Source organism: Bradyrhizobium sp. B124 (genome assembly GCF_038967635.1).
In the GTDB taxonomy this organism is placed as follows: domain Bacteria; phylum Pseudomonadota; class Alphaproteobacteria; order Rhizobiales; family Xanthobacteraceae; genus Bradyrhizobium.
The window spans coordinates 3,508,760-3,533,976 of sequence record NZ_CP152413.1 but is presented as its reverse complement, the minus strand read 5'-3'; the positions used below and the strand labels follow the sequence as shown (position 1 = coordinate 3,533,976).

Annotated in this window: 23 protein-coding genes; 9 read left to right on the top strand and 14 right to left on the bottom strand. The window is 65.3% G+C overall.

Features of this window, described 5'->3' with window-relative positions; all coding sequences use genetic code 11:
• Window positions 1–9: 9 nt before the first annotated feature.
• From AAFG13_RS16945 to AAFG13_RS16915, 7 genes are all read right to left on the bottom strand, one after another.
• The gene (locus AAFG13_RS16945; RefSeq protein ID WP_342712705.1) at window positions 10–1,224 is read right to left on the bottom strand and encodes a PepSY-associated TM helix domain-containing protein; all 1,215 of its coding nucleotides are present in this window, start codon (window positions 1,222–1,224) and stop codon (window positions 10–12) included.
• Window positions 1,217–2,242: an extracellular solute-binding protein gene (locus AAFG13_RS16940; RefSeq protein WP_342712704.1), complete on the bottom strand. Its 1,026-nt coding sequence runs from the start codon at window positions 2,240–2,242 to the stop codon at window positions 1,217–1,219. The genes AAFG13_RS16945 and AAFG13_RS16940 overlap by 8 nt, the downstream gene beginning before the upstream one ends.
• Before the next feature lies 1 nt (window position 2,243).
• Window positions 2,244–4,493, bottom strand: a complete 2,250-nt coding sequence (locus AAFG13_RS16935) for a TonB-dependent siderophore receptor (protein ID WP_342713347.1) — start codon at window positions 4,491–4,493, stop codon at window positions 2,244–2,246.
• Between the two features lie 364 nt (window positions 4,494–4,857).
• On the bottom strand, window positions 4,858–5,091 hold the full coding sequence (locus AAFG13_RS16930) for a hypothetical protein (RefSeq protein WP_173641314.1): 234 nt from the start codon (window positions 5,089–5,091) through the stop codon (window positions 4,858–4,860).
• 211 nt (window positions 5,092–5,302) lie between these two features.
• Window positions 5,303–6,229, bottom strand: a complete 927-nt coding sequence (locus tag AAFG13_RS16925; RefSeq protein ID WP_342712703.1) for an acyl-CoA thioesterase domain-containing protein — start codon at window positions 6,227–6,229, stop codon at window positions 5,303–5,305.
• Complete coding sequence (locus AAFG13_RS16920; protein ID WP_342712702.1) at window positions 6,229–7,344, bottom strand: hypothetical protein; 1,116 nt, start codon at window positions 7,342–7,344, stop codon at window positions 6,229–6,231. Before AAFG13_RS16920 ends, AAFG13_RS16925 begins: the two co-directional genes overlap by 1 nt.
• A 55-nt stretch (window positions 7,345–7,399) precedes the next feature.
• Window positions 7,400–8,623, bottom strand: a complete 1,224-nt coding sequence (locus AAFG13_RS16915) for an ABC transporter substrate-binding protein (RefSeq protein WP_342712701.1) — start codon at window positions 8,621–8,623, stop codon at window positions 7,400–7,402.
• 202 nt (window positions 8,624–8,825) lie between these two features.
• On the opposite strand from AAFG13_RS16915, the gene AAFG13_RS16910 reads away from it, so the two are divergent.
• From AAFG13_RS16910 to AAFG13_RS16870, 9 genes are all read left to right on the top strand, one after another.
• Entirely contained in the window at window positions 8,826–10,379 is a 1,554-nt protein-coding gene (locus AAFG13_RS16910) for a long-chain fatty acid--CoA ligase (RefSeq protein ID WP_212311592.1), read from the top strand.
• A gap of 29 nt (window positions 10,380–10,408) precedes the next feature.
• A complete protein-coding gene (locus AAFG13_RS16905; RefSeq protein WP_342712700.1) occupies window positions 10,409–11,446 on the top strand; it encodes a phosphotransferase family protein in 1,038 nt (345 codons plus the stop codon).
• The gene (locus tag AAFG13_RS16900) at window positions 11,443–11,946 is read left to right on the top strand and encodes a hypothetical protein (RefSeq protein ID WP_342712699.1); all 504 of its coding nucleotides are present in this window, start codon (window positions 11,443–11,445) and stop codon (window positions 11,944–11,946) included. Before AAFG13_RS16905 ends, AAFG13_RS16900 begins: the two co-directional genes overlap by 4 nt.
• 188 nt (window positions 11,947–12,134) lie before the next feature.
• The gene (locus tag AAFG13_RS16895) at window positions 12,135–13,394 is read left to right on the top strand and encodes an aromatic ring-hydroxylating dioxygenase subunit alpha (protein ID WP_212311589.1); all 1,260 of its coding nucleotides are present in this window, start codon (window positions 12,135–12,137) and stop codon (window positions 13,392–13,394) included.
• On the top strand, window positions 13,394–13,891 hold the full coding sequence (locus tag AAFG13_RS16890) for an aromatic-ring-hydroxylating dioxygenase subunit beta (RefSeq protein WP_342712698.1): 498 nt from the start codon (window positions 13,394–13,396) through the stop codon (window positions 13,889–13,891). The genes AAFG13_RS16895 and AAFG13_RS16890 overlap by 1 nt, the downstream gene beginning before the upstream one ends.
• Before the next feature lie 13 nt (window positions 13,892–13,904).
• Window positions 13,905–14,699 carry an enoyl-CoA hydratase-related protein gene (locus tag AAFG13_RS16885; RefSeq protein ID WP_212311586.1) on the top strand — a complete coding sequence of 265 codons (795 nt, stop codon included), beginning with the start codon at window positions 13,905–13,907 and terminating at the stop codon, window positions 14,697–14,699.
• 3 nt (window positions 14,700–14,702) lie between these two features.
• Entirely contained in the window at window positions 14,703–15,455 is a 753-nt protein-coding gene (locus AAFG13_RS16880; RefSeq protein WP_212311581.1) for an SDR family oxidoreductase, read from the top strand.
• 1 nt (window position 15,456) lies between these two features.
• Window positions 15,457–16,392 (top strand): alpha/beta hydrolase, encoded by a 936-nt coding sequence (locus AAFG13_RS16875; protein WP_342712697.1) that lies wholly within the window; start codon window positions 15,457–15,459, stop codon window positions 16,390–16,392.
• Window positions 16,389–17,582 carry an acyl-CoA dehydrogenase family protein gene (locus AAFG13_RS16870; protein WP_342712696.1) on the top strand — a complete coding sequence of 398 codons (1,194 nt, stop codon included), beginning with the start codon at window positions 16,389–16,391 and terminating at the stop codon, window positions 17,580–17,582. Before AAFG13_RS16875 ends, AAFG13_RS16870 begins: the two co-directional genes overlap by 4 nt.
• Before the next feature lie 121 nt (window positions 17,583–17,703).
• On the opposite strand, the gene AAFG13_RS16865 is transcribed toward AAFG13_RS16870, so the two are convergent.
• Genes AAFG13_RS16865 through AAFG13_RS16835 form a run of 7 tightly spaced genes read right to left on the bottom strand, consistent with a single transcriptional unit; the run spans window position 17,704 to window position 25,216 of the window.
• The gene (locus AAFG13_RS16865; protein ID WP_342712695.1) at window positions 17,704–18,519 is read right to left on the bottom strand and encodes an NAD(P)H-dependent oxidoreductase; all 816 of its coding nucleotides are present in this window, start codon (window positions 18,517–18,519) and stop codon (window positions 17,704–17,706) included.
• A gap of 4 nt (window positions 18,520–18,523) precedes the next feature.
• Entirely contained in the window at window positions 18,524–19,684 is a 1,161-nt protein-coding gene (locus AAFG13_RS16860) for an ABC transporter substrate-binding protein (RefSeq protein WP_342712694.1), read from the bottom strand.
• Between the two features lie 33 nt (window positions 19,685–19,717).
• Window positions 19,718–20,764 carry a branched-chain amino acid ABC transporter permease gene (locus AAFG13_RS16855; RefSeq protein WP_342712693.1) on the bottom strand — a complete coding sequence of 349 codons (1,047 nt, stop codon included), beginning with the start codon at window positions 20,762–20,764 and terminating at the stop codon, window positions 19,718–19,720.
• Window positions 20,764–21,636 carry a branched-chain amino acid ABC transporter permease gene (locus AAFG13_RS16850; RefSeq protein ID WP_212311571.1) on the bottom strand — a complete coding sequence of 291 codons (873 nt, stop codon included), beginning with the start codon at window positions 21,634–21,636 and terminating at the stop codon, window positions 20,764–20,766. Before AAFG13_RS16850 ends, AAFG13_RS16855 begins: the two co-directional genes overlap by 1 nt.
• Entirely contained in the window at window positions 21,637–23,571 is a 1,935-nt protein-coding gene (locus AAFG13_RS16845) for an AMP-binding protein (protein WP_212311570.1), read from the bottom strand.
• Window positions 23,571–24,365, bottom strand: a complete 795-nt coding sequence (locus AAFG13_RS16840) for an ABC transporter ATP-binding protein (protein ID WP_212311569.1) — start codon at window positions 24,363–24,365, stop codon at window positions 23,571–23,573. Before AAFG13_RS16840 ends, AAFG13_RS16845 begins: the two co-directional genes overlap by 1 nt.
• Window positions 24,362–25,216: an ABC transporter ATP-binding protein gene (locus AAFG13_RS16835; protein ID WP_342712692.1), complete on the bottom strand. Its 855-nt coding sequence runs from the start codon at window positions 25,214–25,216 to the stop codon at window positions 24,362–24,364. The genes AAFG13_RS16840 and AAFG13_RS16835 overlap by 4 nt, the downstream gene beginning before the upstream one ends.
• Window position 25,217: the final 1 nt, after the last annotated feature.

Sequence of the window (25,217 nt, the reverse complement as noted above, 5' to 3'; positions counted from 1 at the left end):
TCGCGCGGTTCATTCACCCGGAACGAGGTGGCCCATCGGCTGTCGCGCGAGGCGCCGGTGCCTGCGACGGGACAGATAGAGCAGCAGACCGGTCACGGCGAACAGCGGCATCATGGCGGCGGCCAGCATGAAGGCGAGCTTGCCGGGCCAACCCAGGATGGCGCCGCGGTGGATGTCGAGCACGCCGGCAAGGACACGCTCGCCAAACGTCTTATCCGCGTAGCGATCCGACGAGATGACGCGTCCGGTGATGGCATCGATACGGAATTCGTCGCGCACGCTCTCGAGCGACGAATCCCGCGGCCATGACCGCACGCGCACCGCCGTGCCCGCGCCGGCCGGCAGGGTCAGCAGGACCCGTCCATATTCGTTGTTCTCCTGCTGCAGGAACATGGTCCAGACACGATCGAAGGCGAGCGGCTTTGCTTCGGCCTTCGCTTCGGTTTTAGCTTCGCCCTTGCCCGTGGCGGCCGCCGCGCCGCGTGTTGGCTTGGGCTGCATCGTCGCATCCGTGGCCTGAGGCCGCGCCAGGAGCCAGTTGGCGCCGGCCTTGTACCACTCGAACGAATACCACAGGCCGGTCAGCGTCATCACCAGATAGACCGGCAGCACCCAGGTGCCGATCACGGCGTGCAGCGAGCGGTGCAGGCCGCGCCCGCGCAGGCCCAGGTTTGGCTTCAGCCACATCTTCACGCTGCGCGCGCGATGCGGCCAGCGCAGCACGAGGCCGGTGATCAGCATCACGATCAGGCAGATCGCGGCTGACCCGGTGATCTTGCGTCCCATGCCATTGCCGTCCCCCGGCAGCAGCAGCCAGCGATGCAGCTTGCGGACGGTGGCGAAGAAGTCCTCGCCGCGCGGCGAGCCGAGCAAATGTCCGTCATAGGGATCGACGTAGACCGAGGACGGCCGCGCGCCGCCTTCGCTGCGGGCGAAGCGGATCCATACGGCCGCTGACGGGTCGCTCGCCATCGTCACGGCGGAGGCCCTGCCGAAGTCGCCGGCCGACTGCAGCCGTGCGACCAGTTCATCCGGTGTCAGCCGCCGCGTCGCACTGGCGTCGACGCGCATGATGTGGCTGTTCAGGCTGGCCTCGATCTCGTCCTCGAACGCCATCGTCGCGCCGGTGATGCCGACCACGGCCCACAGCAGCGCCAGCGCGAGGCCGGCGAGGGAGTGGACCTGCAGCAGCGCGGCCTTGATCGGGCGGCGGACATCATTCATCGAATCCGGCCTTTCGGATCAGCGCGATTGCGGCCGCTTGATGCGCGGCGATCTCATCGATGGGGAGAGCATCGGCAGCGAACGATCCGATTCCCTCCACGATCGGCGCCCGCTTTGCGGTCGCAAGCACGGGGTATTCCAGCTCGGCGGTGGAGACGATCGTCTGGGCCTCGGGTGTGACGAGGAATTCGAGGAAGGCGCGAGCCGCGGCCGGATGCGGTGCGTGCCGGGCAATCGCTGCGCCCGTCAGGTTGACGTGACTGCCGCCACCCGCGAACGCAGTCGGCACCGCCTTCACGGCGTCCGCCCATGCGCGCCAGTCATTGCCTTCGCGGCCGTCGCGGAGCTGGGCGAGCGCGACCGTGTTGCCGATCCCGATGTCGCAGCGTCCTTCCGCGATCTCGCGGATCACGTCGTTGTCCTTGCCGTTCGGCTTGTGGACGAGATTGGCCTTCAGCCCGGCGAGCCAGCTCTCCGTCGCATCTGTTCCGTGATGCGCAAGATAGGCCGCGACCAGCGCGACGTTGTTCTGGTGCGCGGCTGGCCGCATGCACAGTTTGGCACGCCATTTGGGATCGGCGAGCTCTTCATAGGTGATCGCCGCGAGCGGGTTGTCCTTGCTTGCGAACACCACACGCGGACGGATTGCGAGCGCGATCCACTGGCCGTCGCCGCCGCGCAGGTTCGCGGGCACCGCCTGGACAAGCGCTGGTGATGCCAGCACCTGCGTCAGCCCGCGCGCAGCAAGCTGGGTCGTCTTGTCGAGACCGATGGTGAGCAGGACATCCGCGGGCGAATTGTCGCCTTCCGCTGTCAGTCGCTTGACCAGGCTGTCCTCGACAAAGACGGTGTTGACCTTGGTGCCGGTCGTTGCCGTGAAGGCCGCGACGACAGGCTCGACCAGATTGGCTTCGCGGGTCGAATAAAGCGTGAGCTCATCGGCGTGGGCGGTGACGCAGGCGAAGGCGGACGTCGCCAGGGCGGCCAGCAGTCCGATCGCTGTCCGTGCCGTGGCCATGCTAGAATTTCACCGTCGCCGAAAGCGAGAAGCGCCGCGCGTCGCCCATCGCCACGGCCAGATTGCTGACGGCCGAGGGATAGTAGACGGTATCGAACAGGTTCTTGACGTTGAACTGATAGACCACCGGGAACGTCTGGACCTTGGTCTCGTAGGTCGCAAAGACATCAGCGACGGTGTAGGCCGGTAGCACGAAGCTGTTCGTGGCGTCGCCGGGCCGGTCGCCGACATAGCGGGCGCCGCCGCCGAGACGCAGCCGGCCGGGCAGGGTGGTGCCGAAATCATAGACAAGATAGAGCGAAGCGGTGTTGAGCGCGACGTTCTGCAGCGCGTTGCCGGCGAGCGTCGGATCCTCGGTGACGCGCGCATCGGTATAGCCATAGCTGCCGATCATGCTCCAATTGTCGGTCAGCCTGCCGGTGACATCGAGTTCGACGCCGCGCGAGCGGACCTTGCCGGCGGTGCGGTACTCGACAATGCTGGTCGCAGGGTTGAGCTGCGAGACCAGCACGTTCTTCTTGTCGATGTCGTAAAGCGCAAGCGTGCCGGAGATCCGCTTGTTGAAGTCGAACTTGACGCCGGTCTCCCACTGGGTGCCCTCTTCCGGGGCGATGTTGGAGCCGATCACGACGCCGCCGGTGAGCGGCGCGATGGTCGAGGTCGGCTTCAGCGACTGGGTGTAGTTCGCATACAGCGAGACCTCGTCGGTAAGCTTGAGGATCGCGCCGCCGAGCGGCAGTGCCTTGTCCCCCGAGACGTTGGTGTTGGTGATGAAGGGCCGTCCCTTGCCCGCGATCTGGTCATATTCTATGTAGCGCACGCCGCCGACCAGCGCGAAGCGCTCGGTCAGATGCAGTGTGTCCTGGAAGAACAGCGACCACTGGCCAAGCTTGTCGGTCTGGGCGCTGTCGACGGCGGACACCGTGGTGCCCGGCGTGATCAGCCCATAGACCGGATTATAGAAGTTGAAGCTCGGCGTCGCCTGCCGGATCAGATTGTCGCGGTAGATCGTACGGTACTGGCCGTCACCGCCGAACAGCACCTCGTTGCGGAAACCGCCGAGCCAGACATTGCCCTGCAGATAGGAGGTGCCGTAGCTCGCATTGCTGAGCGAGCCCTGCGTGCCGTCATTGCTGCGGGTCTCGATGCCGGTCTTGGTGTTGATGCCGGTGATGCGGAGCTGGTTGGCGCTGAATGTCTCGGTGTTGTAGCTGTAGGCCGTGAACAGCTTCCAGTCCTGGTTCAGCCGGTGCTCGACCGAGGCCTGCATCAGGTCGGAGGTGCCCCACACGTTGTTGAACGGCTCGTCGAGCCGGCGCATCGCGGGGATCGCCAGCGGCGCCTTGGTCACGGGATCGAACGCGGTGCCGCGGTCGAACGGCGTGATGAACTCGCGGTGCTCGTAATTGAGCTGCACCGTGGTGTTGTCGCCGTACCAGGCCAGCGACGGCGCGACCAGCATTTCGCGGTGGCGGCCGAAATTGCGCCAATAGTCCTCGCTCACGCCGTAGCCGATGAAGCGATAGGCGAGGCCGCCATTGCCGATCGGGCCGGTGATGTCGATGGTGCCGTCGGCGCCGCTCTTGTTGTTGGCGTAGGTCGAGCCGAGCAGGGTCACCGATCCGTGTTGGTAGAGCTCGGGGCGCTTGCTGATCGTGTTGACGATGCCGCCGGGATCCATGATGCCGTAGAGCAGCGACGCCGGGCCCTTCAGCACTTCGACGCTTTCCACCGCAGCGTCGAGGCTCCGGCCCTGCACCAGAGGCATGCCGTTGCGCATGATCGAGCCGTCGCGGTTGTCGCCGAAGCCGCGGCGCATCACCGCGTCCTGGGTGCCGGCCAGCGTGTTGCCCTGGGTGACGCCGCTGACATTGGCGAGCGCGTCGTCGAGATTGCGCGGCAGTTGATCCTTCAGCACCTGCTCCGGCACGACGTTGACGGTCTGCGAGGTGTCGAGCGGCGAGGCGCCGCTGCGCAAGGTGGTCGAGCTCGGCATCGCGCGATAGTGCAGCTTGGCTTCGTTCAACTCGGCAGCGGCAGCTGCCGCGCGCTCCGATGGTGTCGGGGGCGTCGGCTGGGCATTCCGGCTGCGCTGCCGTGCCGCGGCGGCCGACTGCGTTCGCTGTGCCGACCGCGCCGAACTGGCTGCGGGCTTGCGCTTCTGTGTCGGTTGCTCGACCGTGACCGGCGGCAAGGGGACGCTCGATTGGGCGCTTGCCGGCGTCACCGCCGAGGAGAGGTCGGCGAGCAGGAATGCTGCGCCGATCAGCAGGTGGGTGCGGCCCTTGTCGGCGGCATTTCGACGGTCGCCGACAACCCGGCGATCAGCATTCACAGGCACTCTTGCACTTCCGATTCACGCAAACTTATTCACGCCGCGCCTCTAGCAGTCGGCGCGCGCGAAAAGAACCGGAGCAGACTTGAATCCCTCTAACCGGATAGGATTTGAATCGTTCTAAGACAATGCAGGGCCCGCGCGCGTGCGCGAGCCCTGCATCTCATGACTTGATTTCACGTTAGCGCGTCAAATGGTCGCGCGATCCTGGCTTGAGGTGAGCGGTCGTTGTCCTGTCACGCCTCAGGCGTAGGTTAGCTCGTGTGGCGCGCGATGCGCGTCACGACATCGCCAGGCTGACGGGCGCCGAGCCGACCATTCCCGTGCTCACGCCGTCGCGTGCCATCGATTCGATTGCGCTCCAGTTCTCGCGGAAGATTCGCGCTGCCTCGTTGGCACTTTCCGCCTGGATCGTCAGACTGCACGCGCGTCTCGCGCCATTGCTGGCAAGCTGGAAGTAGAGAACATATCCAGACGGTTCCGCGCTCCGTGCGCCTGACGGTGCCTGCTGCATGTAGGTTTTCCCCAATCGTGTTTTTGTTGCGCCACCCGCAGGCAGGATTGGACCGAGATGCGGCACAGTCGTGGTTCAAAACGCGCAATCTGCACGATTGCGCATTTTGTCTGGCGGTGTTGCCGGGATTCAACAGGTCATGGAACCGGTGATGAAGAGCGGCTGCAACTCAGCCGCGATCCCGACGTCGTCTCAAAAATTGCAGCGTGACCTACGCATCGCCATCCTGATGCACCATCAGGGTTTCCTGGATCGAGGTCGCGAGCATCGACCCATCGAGGTCATGGATGCGGGCGATCGACAGCCCGCGGCCGCCATCTGCGCATGGGCTCTCGGTCTCGACATGCATCCAGGCGTCGGGCGAGAATGCACGATGAAACCAGATGCAATGGTTGAGGCTCGACAGATAGAGCGGCGCGCGTGACTGCAGCTCGCGGAGATGGCCGCCGACGCTGGAGAAGTTGAGCCACCAATCCGAGAGATAGGCGAACACCGCGGCCTGGGCGCGGGAACCGGCGGCGAGCGGCTGCCGACATCTGATCCAGAAGCGCAGGCGCGGCTCTGCCGTCGCGGCCGAGAGCTGACGTTCGATCTCGGGGATGCGGAAATCCATGCTGGGCTTGATGTGCGGCGAATAAGGACCGAGCGGCCGCAACTGCGCCATCAGCTCATCGGGGATCATGGTCAGATCGGGCAGGCTTTCGGGATCTTCCGGCGGCGCAAACGGCGCTGCGTGTCGCGGGCCCGGCTGGGCTGCGCAGAACGTAGCCTGCGCGCTCAGCACGGTACGGCCGTCCCCCTGGCTGCCGACGATATGGCGGGAGGAGAACCGCTTGCCGTCCTGCAGAACCTCCGCGTCAAAGGTGATGCGCCGGGTGGGATCGGCGCCGCGCAGGAACAAGAGCTGGAGCATCGCCGCCGGGCGATCTTCGGGCGCGCTGAGCGTTGCGGCCATCATGGCCTGGCCGAGGATCTGGCCGCCGTAAGAGCGCCCGTTGAGGTTGCCGTCGCCGAAGCGGCTGCGATAGCGCAGCGGGGCAATGGTCTCGAGCGAGACCAGCGCCTCAGCTGCCTTGTCGTCCCACGGATCGCACGCGGCTTCATTACCCTCCGCGGCGTGGATGTCTTGCCCGTCCATCACATCGCCGGGAATTTCTGCGGTCCCGGATAGAGCGGATAGCCGGCGGCGACGCCATATTCGCTGATGCCGAATCCAATCTCGTTGCCGCTCTCGAGCCGGACGACATGGTCCGACAGCGTGCGTGCGACGGCGCGCGTCGCCGCGTCGTCGAGGTTCCAGATGTCGTTCGCGGCATGGTTCTCGCCGCGGTCGTCGCCATGGGTCCAGCCTTGCAGGCCGCCATACATGCCGGCCTTGAGATAAAATCGCGTCGGCAGTCCGTGCATCTTGACGCGACGCGGCTCGCCGCGATCGAAGCTGAAGGTGAAGTCGGCCACAGCGATGGTCTGGCCGAGCGGATCGTCGGCCCATTCGATAGCGTGCTCGACTGAGGTCACCTCGCGATGCGAAACCGATCCGTCGGCTTCGCGGCGGAACTCGCTGCCCGAGAGGTAATGCGGCTTGCCCGGCGTGCGCTCCTTGATGAAGATCGACAGCGCCGACTGCGGAAACTGGAACATCGACCAGGTCCAGAAGAAATTGCGATGGGTCGCGACCGGCGGCCTGGTCTCGTCGGTGCGCATCTCCGAGCGCAGGCCCCAGGAGCGGTCGCGCTGTCCCCACCATAGTTCCGGCTCGATGTCATAGCGCTTGCCATCGGCGACGATCCAGCCGCGCCAACGGCCGAATTGCGAGACGCGCGCGAGGTCCTCCTCGACGACGCCGTTGCGCTCGCGAAAATTCTGCTTCTCCTGCGCCGCCGGAAAGCTCGCCTTGAATTCGAGCTCAAAGCTGATGCCGGACGGATTGTCGGCGAGCGAGACCCTGTGCAGGCTGTTGCCCTCGACGATCTCGATCCTGAGTCCGCCGACCTCCGTCTCGAGCGGACGGGTCCCGAGCCCGCGCGAGGCGCGGAAATTGTGCTGGCGGCGGCCGATGGTGATGCCGGCGAATCCGTCCATCACGTTGCGGTTCGGGTAATAGCCGAGCCCGATGTCGAGCAGCAATTCGCTGCCATCGATCGGATGCGCGGTGTACCAGTAGCGCTCGGTAAATCTAGGGTCTCCGCCGCCGGCCTTGGCAAACGGCTGCGGCGTCTGGTGGCCGATGAGATCGTCCTGGGCTGTCAGCATTGTTCTTGTCCTTTGTGTTTGAGCCGGTTCGGTCAGTCGGACGGGTGGCGCGCGGTCAGTCCTTGGCCGCGCCCGCGCCCACGATGTCGCCGAAAAGCACCCAGGTCTTGCCGTCGAAGCGGGCGAAGCGGCGCTCGGTGATCGCCGCGTAATCCTGCGGCGTGGTCTGGATCGTGATGCCCGGAAGCAGCATCGGCAGCTCGATGCCGCTGAGGTTGGTGGCCTGCTTCAGCACATTCTCCCGCGTGAGATTGTCGCCGCAGCGCTGCAGGATGATCGCGCCGAGCTGGGCCGTGGTGTAGCCGGTCACGGCGATCACGTCGTTCGGGTCCATCCCCGGCATGTATTTGGCGGCGAAGGCGAGATAGTCGGCCATGCCCTTGTCATTGGCCCAGGCCGGATCGTTGGGTGTCTTGTAAGAGGTCGTGGTCAGGATGCCGGTGGAGGCCTCGATCCCCGCCGGCACCAGCACGCCGGCAATCGAATTCGCCGTCGAGCCGAGGAAGATCAGCGGCTTCCAGCCGAGCTCGTGAATCTTGCGGATCGCCATCGAAGCGAATTTGTTTTGCGCGGCGATCAGGATGGTGTCGGCGCCTGACGCCTTCAGATTCACGATCTGCGAGTCGATCGTGGGCTCGGTCGACTGATACATCGCCTCCTTGACGATCATCGTGTCGGCCTTGGCGCCAAGCCCTTCCTTCAGGCCGAGGACGAAATCCTTGCCGATGTCGTCGGCCTGCAAGAGCACGCCGATCTTGGCGTCCGGCTTCTCGCGCAGGACGTAGCGCGCGATGATCCGGGATTCGTTGACGTAGGTCGGCGAGTAGGGCGTCGTCCAGGGAAACTGCTTGGGATCGTTCCAGCGCGTGCCGCCGCTCTGCACCAGGAGCTGCGGGACGCCGTTGCTGTTGAGGTATTTCTGGATCGCGGCGTTGGTCGGCGTGCCGAACGGCGCCATGATCGCGAGCACCTTGTCGTTCTCGACCAGCGCGCGCGTCACCTCGACGGTCTTTGGCGGGCTATAGGCGTCGTCGCGGGTTACGAAATTGATGTGGCGGCCGTTGATGCCGCCTGTCTCGTTCAGCATCGTGAAATAGGCGAGCATGGTCTTCGGGAAGCTCGCATAGATCGACGCCGGTCCGCTGTAGGGCGCATTGGCGCCGAGCAGGATCTCGGTGTCGCTGACCCCGGGCCCATAGGCCTTCTGGGCGTTCGCTGTTCCGAGCGCGCCGGTGAGCGCGAACGCCCACACGGCAAGCGTGACGATTGGCTTCCGCATCTTCCCCTCCCATGACGCCCTCTTTTGCGGGGCTCGTTGATCCCTACGGCGGTCCCTTCAAGGGCTTTACCCGTCGCGTTGGCTGTGTAATAATAGACCGTCTGTCCGGATTATCAACTGAAATCTCCGGGCGGCGTATCGGCTTCACGCATGACGGAAACATCCGCAGGCGCACGCGGCCGCATGGCGGTGAGGAGGAAACATGAAGCTGACGCAGGCGCTCATCTCGGCGGTGCAGTTGCGCAAGGATGCGCCCGGCACCATCCATGCGGGACGGTCGCGAAGCTGGAAGGAGATCGGCCGTCGCGTCGCCTGCGCCGCGGGCGGGCTGCGGCGGCTCGGCGTCGAGGCCGGCGATCGCGTTGCGATCCTCGCGCACAACAGCGACCTCTATATCGAGGCGCTCTATGCCATCGCCTGGGCCGGTGCGGTCGCAGTGCCGCTCAACACCCGCTGGGCGGTCGCCGAGAATGCCTATGCGATCGACGATTCCACGCCAAAACTGTTGCTGGTCGACAAGGCCTTTGCCGAGATCGCATCAAGCCTGCGTGGCGCGAAATCACTCACCGCGATGGTCTATCTGGACGAGGGACAGGTTCCCGGCGGCATGCAGGGCTATGACGAGCTTGTTGCGAACGCGCCGATCGAGGATGCCTCCGGCGCCTACAACGATCTCGCAGGCATCTTCTACACCGGCGGCACTACCGGCTTCCCCAAGGGCGTGATGCTGTCGCATGCCAACATCATCTATGAATCGCTGGTCTGGATCTATGCGCTCCGTTTCCGCGAGGACACGCGGTATCTGCACTCGGCTGGCATGTTCCATCTGGCCGGCACCTCGCCGATGATCGCGCTGACTTTGGTCGGGGGTACCCATGTCACGATCCCGAAATTTGAGCCCGAGCTCGCGATGCGGACCATCGCCGAGCACAGGGTAGACTACTGCCTGTTCGTGCCGACCATGCTCAACATGATGCTCAATCATCCGTCGTTCGGCACGTATGATCTGAGCAGCGTCAGGGATTGCGAATATGGCGCCTCTCCGATGCCGGATGCGCTGCTGGTCAAGCTGATGCGCGTGCTGCCGAGCTGGCGCTTTCACCAAGGGTACGGCATGACCGAGAGCGCGGCGCTGGCGACGATCCTGCCGTGGGAGTACCACGCGCTCGAAGGACCGCTGGCGGGAAAGCGCAAATCGGCAGGGCGGGCGGCGCCGGGCGTCGAAGTCCGCATCATCGATCTCGCGGGCAACGAGGTGCCGCGCGGCACGGTCGGCGAGATCGCGATCCGCGGCGCCGGCGTGATGCTCGGATACTGGCGCAAGCCGGAAGAGAGCGCGCGAGTGCTGCGCAACGGCTGGCTGCACACCGGCGACGGCGCCTGGATGGACGAGGACGGCTTTGTCTATATCGTCGACCGCCTCAAGGACATGATCGTCTCCGGCGGCGAGAACGTCTATTCCGGCGAGGTGGAGAACGCCATCTTCCAGCACGAGCAAGTCAGGGAATGCGCCGTCATTGCGGTGCCCGATCCGCAATGGGGCGAGGCGGTGCATGCGATCGTCGTGCCGAAGGACGGTGCGCGGCTCGATTCCGACATGGTGATCGCGCATTGCCGCACCCTGATCGCGGGCTACAAATGCCCGCGCTCGGTCGACATCCGTCTCGAGCCGTTGCCGCTGACCGGCTCCGGCAAGATCATGAAGTCGGCGCTACGCGAGGAGAAGTGGCAGGGCTATACGAGGTCGGTCAATTGATGCAGGACGTTGCCAAACGATCCGATGATATGCCGGCCGCGCCGGACCCTGTTCGTCCAGTCGCGGTCAATGACGACGCGGTGCGGACGGCGCTCGCGCAGCATTTGTCGCGAATATCCGGGAGCCGGACGGAGATCGAGAGCTTCGGCCGCAAATCGTCGGGCTTCTCCTGGATCACCTATGCTTTCGTGGCGCGCTCGGCGGTTGGCGGGGATCGCAGGCTGATCCTGCGCGTCGGTCCGCCGAACGGGCTATTTGCACCTTACTCGGTGCTGCCGCAGGTCTATGCGTTGCAGTCGCTGGCCGGTAGCGGTGTGCCGGTTCCGGCGCTGGTGTTATCAGAACAGCATGGTGCCGAGATCGGCTTTCCTTTCTTCATCTGCGAGCACGTCGAGGGCGATGTTCCCGCACCCTGGGCGGCGAGCGAGCTCGATCCGGACCACAAGCGCGCGGTCGCCCGGCAGTTCGTCGACATCCTCGCGTCGCTGCACGGGATCGACCCGGGCGCAACGCCATTCGCATCGCTGCAACAGGGCGGAGAGCGCGCCGAAGTCCGCGCGATCGCCGGCTGGCGCGCGTCGCTGGCGCGTTCGACCGCGCGCTATTATCCGCTGCTCGATTGGGGCGGACGCTGGCTTGAAGATAACTGCCCGCAGCCGCCATGCCGCACCATCGTGCATGGCGATTACCGGATCGGGAACTTCATCGAGCAGAGTGGCCGGATCGTTGCCATCCTCGATTGGGAGCTCACTCACCTGGGCGATCCCCATGAGGATCTGGCCTGGGCGATGATGCCGACCTTCAATGCCAGGAGCCGGAAGCTCTATGGCGTGCTCGAGCGCGCGGAGGTGATCGATCTCTATCAGCGCGCCTCCGGCATTGCGGTCTCGGACAAGAGCCTCGCCTTCTACGAGGCCTATGCGCTGTATCAGGCGGCGGCGATCCAGATGTGCGCAGTGCGCGCCTTCGAGGTCGATCGCTTCAACGACCTGCGCCTTGCGGTGATGGCAAGCCAGATGCCCTCGATCGTGCGGGCCTTCGAGCGCGCACTGGAGGCCGCGGCATGAGTGCATCCTTCGAGCGGCTGATCGACGGCATCATCGATGCCCTGCAAAGTCATGTCGTGCCGAACAGCAACGACGAATTCGTCCGCGGGCAGGTGTTCTCCGCCATCTATGCGCTGAACGGGCTGAAGCTCGCGGCCGACTGGAAGGCCGGGCCGCTGCTGGAGCAGGTGCGTCTGCAGGACGATACTTTCGCTGCGGTCAAACGATTGGCGGATGGCGCGGCGCATCCGGAGATTCCGGCGCTGCCGCGCCTCCCGAGCGACATGTCCGACGCCGCCGCGATCGAAGCGCTGCGCGATGATGGCGACCGGCAGCTGGGGCAGCTTCTGCTCTGGGCGAGCGGCGAGGGCGCGCGTGCGGCCAATCGTGATGCTGCGACCGAGATCGAGCAGCTGCTGCGCCGGGCGATTTGCGACCAGCTCAAGATCGAGCTTGCGACGACGCCGAAGTCGATGCTGCAGCAGATCGCGGGCGGCGATGGCGGCGCGGCGCAGGGCTGAGCCAGTCACGCAGCGGTCCACCGGGGATTGCATCGTTGCACGCTGCTCCGGAACTCAGCCGCGGTGTTAGCAAAGAAGCTTGCCGGCCCGCCTCGCACGTGTTATTCATTGACCGAACGGTCGTTCGGATTATTATTGGCGGCCGGTGAAAGCATCCGCGGCAAGCGGCCGGCGAGGGAGACGGAGCGATGAACATGATGACCGGCGTCTCGCCATGGGAGCGGCTGATCCGGCCCGACCGGGTGCACGGATCGCTGTACACCGATTCCGAGATCTTCGAGGCCGAGCTCAAGAACATCTGGTACCGGACCTGGGTCTATGTCGGGCACGAGAGCGAGGTGCCCAACGCCAACGACTACGTCGTCAAGTCGATCGGCCCGCAATCCGTGATCATGACGCGCGACGAGCAGGGCAAGGTCAATCTGCTGCTCAACCGCTGCTCGCATCGCGGCAACCAGGTCTGCTCGTTTGAGCGCGGCAATGCGCGCTCGTTCACCTGTCCGTTCCACTCCTGGACCTTTGCCAATGACGGCCGCCTGGTCGGCTATGCCTTCCCGGACGGTTACGAGGGGCAAGACAAATCGCAGCTCGCGCTCGGGCGGGTGACGCGCGTCGAATCCTACCGCGGCTTCGTGTTCGGCTCGTTCGCGGCCGATGGCCCGACTTTGAAGGAACATCTCGGCGGTGCCGCCGAGACCATCGATCGGCTGGTGCGCACTTCGCCCGAGGGCGAGGTCGAGATCACCGCGGGTTTCCTCAAGCATCGCGTGAAAGCGAACTGGAAGTTCATCCTGGAGAATGAGTGCGATGGCTATCACCCGGCCTTCGTGCACACGTCGATCTTCGGCGTCGCCGACAGCATGATCGGCAAGCTCTACGGCGGCGCCTCGACTGCGCTGACGCGCGACTACGGCAACGGCCATACCGAGATCGATTTGCGGCCCGAATTCCGCAAGCGCGACGAGCCGATGAGCTGGTTCGGCACCAGCGAGGAGCGGCTGCCGGACTACACCGCGCGCATGAAGACCGCCTATGGCGACACCGCGGCGCGCGAGATCATGATCGACGGCACGCCGCATGTGATGATCTTCCCGAACCTGTTCATCGCCGAGATCCAGATGTTCGTGATCCAGCCGCTTGGTGTCGACGACAGCGTGCAGCATGTCACCGCGCTGCAGTTCAAGGGCGCCCCAGATCTGAACCGCAGGCTGCGCCAGCAAACCATGGGCTCAGTCGGCCCCGCCGGCTTCCTGCTGGCGGATGATTCCGAGATGTACGAGCGTTGCCACCGCGGCGTGCTGGCGCGCAATCCCGAGTGGATCTTCCTCGGCCGCGGCGAGAAGCGCCAGCGGCAGGATGAGCTCGGCTTCACGGTCGGCCACGTCACCGACGAGGTGCCGTCGCGCGGCATCTGGACCCATTATCGCAAGCTGATGGAGCCAGCCTGATGCTGTCGCGCGAGAGCAGCGCCACGTTGATGAGTGCCATCACCGCCTTCCTCTATCGCGAGGCGCGGTTGCAGGACGAGCATCAATATGAGGCCTGGGAAAAGCTCTGGACCGACGACGGCGTCTATTGGGTGCCGGCCAACGGCGCCGACATCGATCCGGAGCAGCAAATGTCGATCATCTACGACAACCGCTCGCGAATCGCGCTGCGGGTCCGCCAGCTGATGACCGGCAAGCATTTCACGCAGACGCCGCAGTCGAACCTGCGCCGGCTGATCTCCAACATCGAATTGATGGACGAGCAGCCTGACAATGGCGACATCGCGGTCGCCAGCAACAGCCTGATCTTCGAATCGAGCCTGCGCGACGACACGCTGTGGGCGGCGCGCAACGAATACCGTCTGCGCCATGTCGATGGCGAATTGCGGATGGCCAGCAAGAAGGTCATCCTCGTCAACAACGACAAGGCGATCTACACGCTGTCATTCCTGGTTTAGGGAAGGTTTCGCCATGATCGACAAGGGCCCCGTTCTGCTCGACATCAGCGACGGCGTCGCGCGGCTGCGGCTCAACCGCCCCGATGCGGCCAACGGCATGAGCGCCGAACTCCTGAGCGCGCTGTGCGACGCCATCATGGTCTGCCACGGCCATCCGGATTTGCGCGTCGTGCTGCTGAGCGGCGAGGGCGCGAATTTCTGCGCGGGCGGCGATGTCCGCGCCTTCGCCTCCAAGGGCGAGAAGCTGCCCGACTATATCCGCCAGGCCACCGCGTATCTGCAGAACGCGGTGACCGGATTGCTGCGGCTGGAGGCGCCGGTGATCGCCTCGGTGCAGGGCTTTGCGGCGGGCGGCGGCGGCTTCGGCCTGGTCTGCGCCTCCGACATCGTGATTGCGGCGGAATCGGCAAAATTCCTCGCCGGCGCGACGCGGGTGGCGATGGCGCCGGATGCCGGTGTCTCCGTCACGCTGTCGCGGCTGGTCGGCCTACGGCGAGCGATGTCGATCCTGCTGACCAACCCGGTGATCCCGGCTGCGGAAGCGTTGCAGATGGGCATCGTCACCAAGGTCGTGCCCGATGCGGAGCTTTCCGATGCATCGCTGGCGCTGGCACGTGAGCTTGCGGCCGGTGCGCCGAAGGCGCTGGCGGCGACCAAGCGGCTGGTCTGGGCCGGCACCGGCACCAGCATCGAGCAGTGCCTGTCGGAAGAGGCGCGCACCGTGGCCGAGCTCTCGGGGATGGCCGATGCGCGCGAAGGGCTCGCCGCCGTGATCGAGCGGCGCAAGCCTGTCTTCACGGGGCGCTGAGACGTGGCGGACACCTTGCCATTCGGGCGTCTCGATGGCCGCCGCACCTTCGTCTCCGGCGGCGCACGCGGCATTGGGGCGGCGATCGTCCGCAGCTTTGCCGGAGCAGGCGCCAGGGTCGTGATCGCCGATCTCGACGTCGCCGCAGCCGCGGAGCTTGCGCGGGAGACCGGCGCCGGCGTCGCCGGGCTGGATGTCAGCGATGCAACGGCCGTACAGGCCGTGATGGCGCAGGATGGCCCGTTCGACATCGTCGTCAACAATGCCGGCGTCGATCAGCACGCCTTCTTCACCGACACCACGGCGGAGGATTGGGCGCGGCTGATCGCGGTCAATCTCACCTCGGTACTGGCCTGCACCCACGCCGCGCTGCCGGCGATGCAGGCGGCACGGTTCGGCCGCATCATCAATGTCACCTCGGAGGCGGCGCGGCTTGGCTCCAAGGGCGGCGCGGTCTATTCCGCGGCCAAGGGCGGCGTGATCTCGTTCACCAGGAGCATCGCGCGCGAGAATGCACGCTTTCGCATCACCGCGAACGCGATCGCGCCGGGACCGATCCGCACGCCGATGCTGGAGCAGGCCGTGGCAAAGGGCGGCGACAAGATCCTGCAGGCGATGACCGGCGCGACGCTGCTCGGCCGGCTCGGCGAGCCGGAGGAGGTTGCGGCCGCTGCGCTGTTCCTGGCTTCCGATCAGGCCGCCTACATCACCGGCGAGACGCTTGGCGTGTCCGGCGGCATGGGCATCGGCGGCTGAGATGGCCAGCGCAGGCGACGATATCGCCATCACGCCGGTCGATCGCGCCATCGAGCGCCTGCGTGCGATCTATTGCGGCTGGACCCGCGACACATCGGTAGCGCAGATGCGCAGCGATTGGGATGCGGCGTTTGCCGGCTGCTCGGTGCCGGTGACGTGCCAGCCGGTTTCCGCCGGCGGCATCGACGGCGAATGGCTCGTGCCGCGAGGCGCACCGCGCGACAAGGCGGTTCTCTATTTTCACGGCGGCGGATTCCGCATCGGCTCGGTCGCGTCGCATCGCGACCTGGCCGCGCGGACCGCGGATGCATCCGGCTGTCGTGTGCTTTCGATCAATTATCGCCTAGCGCCGGAGCACCGCTTTCCGGCGGCGCTCGATGATGCGCTGATTGCCTATCAGCATCTCTGCGATCAGGGACTGCGTCCTGCCGATATTGCCTTCGCCGGGGACTCGGCCGGCGGCAATCTCGTGCTCGTTGCAATGCTGGCAGCGAGAGACCGTGGCCTTCCGCTGCCCGCGGCCGGCGCGCTGATGTCACCCTGGACCGATCTCGCTGCGACAGGTGCGAGCTACGAAAGCCGGGCCGCGGCCGATCCGATCCATCAGCGCGCGATGATCCTGGCGCTCGCCAAGAACTATCTCGACAAGGACGGCGATCCCCGTAATCCGCTGGCTTCGCCGCTTTATGCCGACCTCACCGGTCTGCCGCCGCTCCTGGTTCAGGTCGGAGACCGCGAAACCGTGCGCGACGATTCAGTGGACCTTGCCGCGCGCGCCAAGGCCGCCGGCGGCGACGTCGAACTCCAGGTCTGGGACGGCATGATCCACGTGTTCCAGATGTTCCCCGAGATTCCGCAGGCGCGAGAGGCGATCGCATCCCTCGCAGTTTTTCTGCGCAACCATCTTCACATCGGCCATCAGAGGGCGCCACAATGAACGTCATGACGTCGGATCCGCGCCAGCTCTCTGAGACCCAATTCCATTTCCCGGAGCCGCCCAATCTGCCCGAGGAACTACGCATGCTGCGTGAGCAGGTGCGCCGCTTCGTCGAGAAGGAAGTGGTGCCGCATGCCGAGGCGTGGGAGCGCGACGGCAAGATCCCGCGCGAGATCTATCGCCGCATGGGCGCGCTCGGCTTTCTCGGCATGCGCCATGCGGCCGAATATGGCGGCACCGACATGGGGCCGCTGGCCTCGATGGTGTTCGCCGAGGAGCTTGGACGCTCGAGCTTCGGCGGCTTCACCTCGTCGATCCTGGTGCATACCGACATGTCGGCGGTGCACATCAGCCTGCGCGGTACGCCGGAGCAGAAGCAGAAATACCTGCCCGCGATCATCCGCGGCGAGACGGTCTGTTCGATCGCGGTGACCGAGCCCGATGCCGGCTCCGATGTCGCTGGCCTGAAGACGCGCGCGCGGCGCGACGGCGATCATTGGGTGATCAACGGCGCAAAGATGTTCATCACCAACGCGGTCTATGGCGACATCCTGATCGTCGCAGCGCGCACCGACCCGCATGCCAAGGGCAGCCGCGGCATCTCGCTGTTCATCGTCGAGCGCAACACGCCGGGCATCACGGCAACCAAGCTCGACAAGCATGGTTGGCTCTGCTCGGACACTGCCGAGATCGCCTTCCAGGACGTGCGCGTGCCGGCGGAAAATCTGCTCGGCGAGGAGAACAAGGGTTTCTATGGCATCATGGAGACCTTCCAGAACGAGCGCATCTGCATCGGCGGCATCTGCGCCGGCGAGTCCGCCAAGGCGATCGAGCTGACGGCAAACTATGTGAAGACGCGGCAGGCGTTCGGCGGCCCGCTCTGGAACCAGCAGGGCGTGCGGCTGAAGCTCGCCCAGCTCGCCGCGAAGGCGGCCGCGGCGCGCGCGCTGGCCTATCAGGCCGCCGAGCTTGCGACGGCGGGGCAGGAGTGTCTGCGCGAAGTGTCGATGGTGAAGGCGCTGTCGCCGGAGGTGCTGCACGAGGTCGTGCATGGCTGCCTGCAATTGCATGGCGGCTCAGGCTTCATGCGCGGCACGCCGATCGAGCGCATGGCGCGCGACGCGCGGGTGCTGACGATCGGCGGTGGCGCCACCGAGGTGATGCTGGAGGAAGTCGCCAAGCGGATGTGAGGAGGTTGGGCTCCGCTTCACCTCGCCCCGCTTGCGGGGAGAGGTCGAAACGCATCGTTAGATGCGTTCCGGGTGAGGGGGTACCGGTCTATTCACGCACACGACTCGCGGAGAGAGCCCTTCACCCCGACCCTCTCCCCGTAAGAACGGGGCGAGGGAGCATACTGGCGTCTTCGTCTAGTTCAGTTCGCACGGGCGCCGCCGGCTTGCCCTGCCCAACCGTCTGCGCCGCGATCCCCGGCTTTAGCCGCCAGTCCTCGCCGAAATCCGCGAGCGGATGGAAGAACAGCGGTTCGGTGGTCTCGAGCTGCCGCAGCCGTTCGCCATAGTCGTCGAGATAGCGGTGCCGTGTCGCCTCGTCGACGAAATTCACCGAATAGGACACGAAGGGTGGCAGCACCTTGCAGCCGGCATAGGCCAGGGTGCCGTTCTGGATCGGCCACAACACCACATCGAGTGCGCCGACCAGCCCGTCGGGCGCGCACATTCCGGGGTAGGCTGCAGTCGAGGTCACGACCATGGCGCGGCGGCCGGCGAGGCCACCGGTGTCGTAGCGGCGGCCGGCGCCATAGACCGCGCCGTTGACGAAGACGCGATCGATCCAGCCCTTCATGATGGCGGGGAGCGAGAACCACCACAGCGGAAACTGCAGGATCAGGAGGTCGCACCACAGCAGCTTCTCGATCTCGGCGGCGATGTCGCCGCTGAGCGACTTCTGTTGCAGATTGTATTTCTGCTCGCGGTCATATTGCAGCCGGTCGGGGAACCGCCGCTCGCCAAAGTCCCCAGCCGTCGCGACCGGGTTGAAGCGCATGGCGTAGAGATCGGAGATCTTGACCGTATGCCCGAGCGCGGTCAGCTCCGCCACCGACCGCGCCAGCAGCGCAGCGTTGAACGACTGCGCCTCCTGATGGGCAAAGACGATCAGGACCTTCATCGTTCTAGTTCACCGGCTTGAAGCTGAGCGTCGCCGTATCGGCCTGCATGATTTGCAGCTTCTGGTTCGAGAATCGGACGCCGGGGCCGAAGCTGATCGGCGCCATCACGCCGGTCTCGACATTCTTGGTCTTCTCCAGCTCCGCGATGGTGCAGGCCCAGGTCGGTTGCTTGCCGCAGCGCTCGATCGCTGCGATCAGGACCTTCGCGGCGGCATAGCCGGTCATGGTGTAGCGGTTGATACCCTTGAACTCGGCTTCCGACACCAGCGGCTTGGCCTTATCGAGGAACGCCCTGCCGGCCGCGCCCGCGAACGGCTCGACATAGTCGACCGCATAGATGCCGTCACCGGCCGGGCCCATCAGCTTCAGCACGGGCTCGATGCGGCCGGGCCAGAAGATGCCGGTCACCGGTTTGATGCTGAGCTTCTCGAGCTCCTTCATCATCGCGATGTTCTCGCCGATGATGCCGCCGGCCAGGAACACCTCGGCGCCGGAATCCTTCAGCTGCAACATGTCGGACGAGAAGTCCTGCTGGCCCTTCTTGTAATTGCCGCTGTAGACCACGTTCAGCTTCTTGGCCTTGACGACGGTATCGAAGCCGTCACGCACGGTGATGCCGTAATCGTCGTCCTGGGTGATCAGGCCCCATTTCTTGCCGGGATTCTTGTCGGCGAGGAAATTGACGAGGTGGACGATGCCTTCCTCGTAGGATTGGCCGACCACGAACACGTTCTTGCGCGGCGGCTCCCACAGGAATTTCACCGGCGCGACGTCGATCACGGTCGGGATGCCGGACTTCTCCAGCACCGGCATGACAGCGATCGACTGGCCCGAGCCGGAGATGCCGATCATCGCGAACACCTTGTCGACGTCGATCACCTTCTTGACGCCCTGGATGGTGCGTGCCGTGACGTAACCGTCGTCCTCCAGCACATACTTGATCTTGCGGCCGTTGATGCCGCCGGCGGCATTGGCTTCCGCGATCGCGATCTTGTGGCCGATCGAGGCCGCGACGCCGAGCAGCGCCGGCGGGCCGGTCAGGGGCTCGACGTCACCGATCAGGATCTCGGTGTCGGTGATGCCAGGGTCGGCGGCGGAAGCGGGGCCGATGGCAAGACAGGCCGTGGTGAGCAGCAGCGAGGCCGCCGCCAGATGTCTGATCATTGTCTCCTCCTCATTGTGTGCGTCTTTTTTTGGTTAGTAGCGCAGCGGCCAGTGCACCCAGGTCCGCTTGATGTCGTGCCACGCGCCGACCAGTCCGCGCGGCTGGAAGCGCAGGAACAGGATGATGACGAGACCGTAGAGCATGCTCTTCAGCTCTTGCGCGCCGGTCGCAAACGTCGCGTCCATCTGCGCGCTGAACAGGCTGAAGACGAGCCTTGTCGCCTCCGGCAGCAGCACGATCAGGATGGTGCCGAGCACGGCGCCGAGCGCCGAGCCGAGCCCGCCGACGATCAGGATCGCCAGCGCCTCGATCGAGAGCAGGAACGGAAAGCCCTCGACGCTGACAAAGGAGAGATAGATGCCGTAGAGCGCGCCGGCGATGCCGGTGATGAAGGCGGATGTAACGAAAGCGAACAGCTTGTAGGCGTGCAGATTGATGCCCATGACGCGGGCCGCGGTGTCGTTGTCCCTGATCGCGACGAAGGCGCGGCCGACCCGGCTGCGGCGGATGTTGAGGGTGGCGAACAGGGTCAAGGCTGCGAAGGCGAGGCAGAGATAAGTGAAGGCGGCATCGCTGTCGAAGCTGATGCCGAGGATCTCCGGCCGCTGCACCTGAATGCCGCGGGCGCCGTTCGTGAGCCAGCGCATCTCCAGGATCACGGTATTGATGATGAAGGAGAAGGCGAGCGTGGTGATGGCGAGATAGAGCCCCTTGAGCCGCAGCGACGGTGCGCCGACGATCAGACTGGCAAGTGCCGGCACCACCCCGGCGCCGAGAAAGCCGACCAGCGGCGGCATGTGGTATTTCGAGACCAGCACCGCGTAGGCATAGGCGCCGGTGACGAGGAAGCCGACATGACCGAGCGAGATCAGGCCGGTGTAACCGGTCAGGATGTTGAGCCCGAGCGCGCCGGTCACCGTGATCAGGATGATCATCAGGAACGACAGCGCGTAGGAATTGAGCAGATAGGGCGCTGCGATCAGCGCCAGCAGCAGCACGGCCGACCAGAGCCACACCGGCGGGGAATCGATCAGCGCAACCAGCTCGCCATAGCTCTGCTTGTAATCACCGGTGCGCATCAGACCCTCTCGATGTCGCGTTCGCCGAAGATGCCGAACGGGCGGACCATCAGCACGACGATGATCATGGCAAAGCCCGCGACCTCCTTCACGCCGGAGCCGACATAGCCGCCGGCCAGGTTTTCGGTGATGCCGATCAGGAGGCCGCCGAGGCCGGAGCCGAGCACGGCGTCGAGCCCGCCCAGGATCGTGGCCGGAAACGCCTTCAGCCCGAGCTGAAACATCGCCGGCGACAGATCGTAGGACAGGGCGAAAAACACGCCGCCGATGCCGGCGATCACGGATGACGCCGCCCAGGCCAGCGCGTGAACCTTGGTGGCGCTGATGCCCATCAAGAGCGCGGTGCGGTCGTCGGCCGCGACCGCGCGCATTGCGACGCCGACCTTGCTGTAGCGGAAGAACGCCCAGATCGCGGCGAGCAGCAAAAGCAGCGTCGCGATGACGGCGATCTGCCCGGTGCGTACGCCGATGCCGCCGAGATGCATGATGCCACGGCCCATGCCGATATCGAGGCCGTGCGGATACGCATCCCAGATGAAGTTGATGGCCGAGCGCAGGATGACCGCGAGCCCGATCGTGACCATCACGGTCGCGAACACCGGCTCGCCCAGCATCGGCCGCATCACCAGGCGCTCGATGATGAGGCCGAGCAGGATGGCGGCGAGGATCGCGCCCGTCGCGACGACGAACACATTGCCGCTGACCGTGGTCGAGATGGTCCAGGCGATATAGGCCGTGATCATGGTCATCTCGCCCTGCGCGAAATTGACCAGCCCGGTGGATTTGTAGATCACCGCGAAGCCCATCGCGATCAGGCCGTAGATCGCGCCGATCGCTAGCCCGGAGATCAGAAGTTGCAGGAGATACTGCATTCAGCCCTCCGTCTGGTAGATGATGGCGAGCTCGCGCGCGAACTTCTTCTCGATCATGGCGCGGCGCACCTTCTGTGTGGCAGTCAGCTCGCCGTCGTCATGATCGAGCTCTTTCTCGAGGATGGCGAAGCGGCGGATGTTCTCGACCCGGGCGAAGCGCTTGTTGGTTTCGTCCACGATGCGCTCCACCAGCTCGTGCACTTCGGGAAGCTGCGACAGCGATTTGTAGTTGGTGTAGGCCAGCGCCCGGTCGCGCGCCCAGCGGCCGACATTGTCGTAGTCGACCTGGAGGATGGCGCCGAGATACTTCCTGGCCTCGCCGACCACGATCGCTTCCTTGATGAATTCGGAATCCTTCAGCGCATTCTCGATCTCCGATGGGGCGATGTTCTTGCCGCCGGCAGTGATGATGATCGCCTTCTTGCGGTCAACCACGGCGATCTCGCCGTTGTCGAGGATGTCGATGATGTCGCCGGTGCGCAGCCAGCCGCCTTGTTCCAGCGAAGCGGTCGAGGCCTTCTCGTCGAGGAAGTAGCCCTTGAAGACGCCGGGGTTGCGCAGCAGGATCTCGCCATCGGCGTCGCACTTCCATTCGGTTTGCGGCAGCGGCACGCCGCAGCCGCCGATCCGGTGATGGCTCTCCGTCTGGATGAAGGCGACGCCGCCGCTTTCGGTGAGGCCGTAGCCCTGCGACACCGGGCGGCCGATGATGTCGAAGAAGCGCAGCGTCTCCGGCGAGATCGAAGCGCCGGCGCACAGCCGGTGCCGGCTGGTGGCGAAGCCGAGATGGCGCTGCAAATTGCGGAACATCAGAAGGTAAAGCAGCCCGTAGGCGGCACGATCGAGCCGATTGGCCTTGCCGGCCTGCCGGCGGTCGGACAGCGTGCGGCCCCAGGCGAGGCAGGCCTTGGTAAAACCCTGCCGCAGCCGGCCGCTCTCGCCGAGGCGGAACAGGAAGCCCTGTTGTAGCTTCTCGTAAATGCGCGGCACGCCGACAAAGAACGTTGGCGCGATCTCGCGGATGTTGATCGCGACCGTGTCGATCGATTCGGCAAAGGAAACGGTGCCGCCGAGCACGAGATGCGTCACGGTGCCGTAGCAGCGCTCGGCGACGTGGCACAGCGGCAGATAGCTCACCGCCTCGAACGGCTTGTCTGCAATACCGACGGTCTTGGCGTAGGCATAGGCGGCGTAGACGAGATTGCGGTGGGTCAGCATCGCGCCCTTAGGCGGGCCCGTCGTGCCCGAGGTGTAGACGAGGATGCAGACATCGTCGGGCGCGCCCTGGCCGATCAGCCGGTCGAGCGTGGCGTTGGCCTCCTTGTTCGCCTCAGCGTAGGCCTTGCCGCGCTCGCACAAGGCGGCGAACGACATCAGCTCCGGCTCGCGGTAATGCCGCAGGCCCTTCATGTCGATGCAGACGATGGCCTCCAGATCCGGCAGGCCGCCATTGTTGGCCATTGCGTCGAGCACCTTGTCGGTCTGCTCCTGATCGCCGGTGATGACAACCCGGGCGCCCGAATGCCTGACGATATATTGCAGCTCGACCCAGGGATTGGTCGGATAGATGCCGACCGCGACCGCGCCGATCATCTGGGTGCCGAGATCGGCGTAAAACCATTCCGGCGTGTTTTCGCCGGCGATAGCGACCCGGTCGCCCGGCTTGATGCCGAGCGACAGCAGGCCGAGCGCGACCGCGCGCGCGGTCTCGTAATAGTGCCGCCAGGAATAGGGATTCCAGATGCCGTAGTTCTTCTCCCGCAGCGCCAATGCGTCGCCATGCACGGCGGCGCGCTGCCGCAGCAATTGCGGGATGGTGATAGCGGCATCCGCAAGCGCCGCCTGTAGCGCGTCGGCGCCCGCCGCGGGCGCGCTGCGCGCGGCGCTGGCCTGCAGCGGCGGATGCGTGGTGCGCAGGCTGTCCATCGTCGACATCACGCGCCTGCCTTTGCCATCGCTTCGGCGCGCTGGCTGCCGAGATAGGCCTCCGTGACCGCCGGATCTCGCCTGATTTCGTCTGGTGTGCCTTCGGCGATCTTGCGGCCGAAATTCAGCACATGGATGCGGTCGGAGATGTCCATCACGATGCGCATTTCGTGCTCGATCATCACGACGGTGATGCCGAGCTCGTCGCGGATGTCGAGCACAAAGCGCGCGATGTCCTCGGTCTCCTCCTGGTTCATGCCGGATACCATCTCGTCGAGCAGTAGCAGTTTCGGCTCGCAGGCAAGCGCGCGGGCGAGTTCGACACGCTTCTGCTGGCCGTAGGAAAGCGTGCCGACCACGGCGTCCCTGATATGCTCGATCTCAAGGAATTCGATGATGTGCTCGACCCGCTGCCGGGCCGCGATCTCCTCCTTGCGGGTGCGGCCGAAGAACACCACGGCGTCGAGCACGGTCGAGCGCAGATGGGTGTGGCGGCCGGTCAGGATGTTCTCGACCACAGTGCCGTGCTTGAACAGCGCCAGATTCTGGAAGGTGCGGCCGATCCCGACAGCGGCGAACTTCCATGGCGAGATGGTCGAAAGGTCGATGCCGTCGAAGGTGATCCGGCCGCCGCTCGGCCGCAGCACGCCCGAGATCATGTTGAACAGCGTGGTCTTGCCGGCGCCGTTCGGGCCGATCACGCTGCAGATCTCGCCCGCCGCGACTTCAAGGCTGACATCGGCGACCGCCTGCAGGCCGCCGAAGCGCTTGGACAGGTTCTCGACTGTGAGCAGCGCGGTCACGACAGCCACCGCTTGCGGCGCTTGTAATGCTTGACGTCGCGCAGGCTCTTGCGGCCGGTGGAGGAGACGCCGAGGTAGAATTCCCGGACGTCCTCGTTGGCGGTGAGCCTCGCGGCCGTGCCGTCGAGCACGACGCGGCCGGTCTCCAGGATGTAGCCGTAATCGGCGATATCGAGCGCGCGCTGCGCGTTCTGCTCCACCAGCAGCACGGTCATCTTCAGCTCGTCGCGCAGCCGGACGATCACCTCGTAAATCCGGTCGATGATCAAGGGCGCAAGGCCGAGCGACGGCTCGTCGAGCGCCAGCAGCACGGGATCGGTCATCAGCGCGCGGCCGATCGCGAGCATCTGTTGCTCGCCGCCGGACATGTAGCCGGCGATCTGGTCGCGCCGCTCATAGAGCCGCGGAAACAGCGCAAACACCTTGTCGCGGTGCTCGCGCGCCTCGGCGCCGGTCCGGGTATAGCCGCCCATTTGCAGGTTCTCGTCGATGGTCAGCGCCGCGAACACGCGGCGGCCCTCCGGCACCTGCACGATGCCGCGGCGCACCAGCTCATCCGGCGCAAGATGATGCACCTCGTCGTCGCGGAAGCGGATGCTGCCGTTCTCGATCACGCCTTCCTCGGTGTAGAGGATGCCGGACATCGCTTTGAGCAGTGTCGACTTGCCGGCACCGTTGGAGCCGAGCAGGGCGACGATGTTGCCTTCGGGCACCGCGATCGAGACATCGCGGATCGCCTCGATCGCGTTGTCGTAGACGATGCGGACGTTGCGGAATTCGAGCAGGCACTCCCGCGCCGGTGTGGCCTGGGGCGCTGCCGGTGGCGTCGAATGCGGAATGGTCGTCGGCATC

Coding starts and splice junctions, on each gene's coding strand:
- AAFG13_RS16945 (WP_342712705.1), bottom strand. CDS start 1,224: ATGAATGATGTCCGCCGCCCGATCAAGGCCGCGCTGCTGCAGGTCCAC.
- AAFG13_RS16940 (WP_342712704.1), bottom strand. CDS start 2,242: ATGGCCACGGCACGGACAGCGATCGGACTGCTGGCCGCCCTGGCGACG.
- AAFG13_RS16930 (WP_173641314.1), bottom strand. CDS start 5,091: ATGCAGCAGGCACCGTCAGGCGCACGGAGCGCGGAACCGTCTGGATAT.
- AAFG13_RS16925 (WP_342712703.1), bottom strand. CDS start 6,229: ATGGACGGGCAAGACATCCACGCCGCGGAGGGTAATGAAGCCGCGTGC.
- AAFG13_RS16920 (WP_342712702.1), bottom strand. CDS start 7,344: ATGCTGACAGCCCAGGACGATCTCATCGGCCACCAGACGCCGCAGCCG.
- AAFG13_RS16915 (WP_342712701.1), bottom strand. CDS start 8,623: ATGCGGAAGCCAATCGTCACGCTTGCCGTGTGGGCGTTCGCGCTCACC.
- AAFG13_RS16910 (WP_212311592.1), top strand. CDS start 8,826: ATGAAGCTGACGCAGGCGCTCATCTCGGCGGTGCAGTTGCGCAAGGAT.
- AAFG13_RS16905 (WP_342712700.1), top strand. CDS start 10,409: ATGCCGGCCGCGCCGGACCCTGTTCGTCCAGTCGCGGTCAATGACGAC.
- AAFG13_RS16900 (WP_342712699.1), top strand. CDS start 11,443: ATGAGTGCATCCTTCGAGCGGCTGATCGACGGCATCATCGATGCCCTG.
- AAFG13_RS16895 (WP_212311589.1), top strand. CDS start 12,135: ATGAACATGATGACCGGCGTCTCGCCATGGGAGCGGCTGATCCGGCCC.
- AAFG13_RS16890 (WP_342712698.1), top strand. CDS start 13,394: ATGCTGTCGCGCGAGAGCAGCGCCACGTTGATGAGTGCCATCACCGCC.
- AAFG13_RS16885 (WP_212311586.1), top strand. CDS start 13,905: ATGATCGACAAGGGCCCCGTTCTGCTCGACATCAGCGACGGCGTCGCG.
- AAFG13_RS16875 (WP_342712697.1), top strand. CDS start 15,457: ATGGCCAGCGCAGGCGACGATATCGCCATCACGCCGGTCGATCGCGCC.
- AAFG13_RS16870 (WP_342712696.1), top strand. CDS start 16,389: ATGAACGTCATGACGTCGGATCCGCGCCAGCTCTCTGAGACCCAATTC.
- AAFG13_RS16865 (WP_342712695.1), bottom strand. CDS start 18,519: ATGAAGGTCCTGATCGTCTTTGCCCATCAGGAGGCGCAGTCGTTCAAC.
- AAFG13_RS16860 (WP_342712694.1), bottom strand. CDS start 19,684: ATGATCAGACATCTGGCGGCGGCCTCGCTGCTGCTCACCACGGCCTGT.
- AAFG13_RS16855 (WP_342712693.1), bottom strand. CDS start 20,764: ATGCGCACCGGTGATTACAAGCAGAGCTATGGCGAGCTGGTTGCGCTG.
- AAFG13_RS16850 (WP_212311571.1), bottom strand. CDS start 21,636: ATGCAGTATCTCCTGCAACTTCTGATCTCCGGGCTAGCGATCGGCGCG.
- AAFG13_RS16845 (WP_212311570.1), bottom strand. CDS start 23,571: ATGTCGACGATGGACAGCCTGCGCACCACGCATCCGCCGCTGCAGGCC.
- AAFG13_RS16835 (WP_342712692.1), bottom strand. CDS start 25,216: ATGCCGACGACCATTCCGCATTCGACGCCACCGGCAGCGCCCCAGGCC.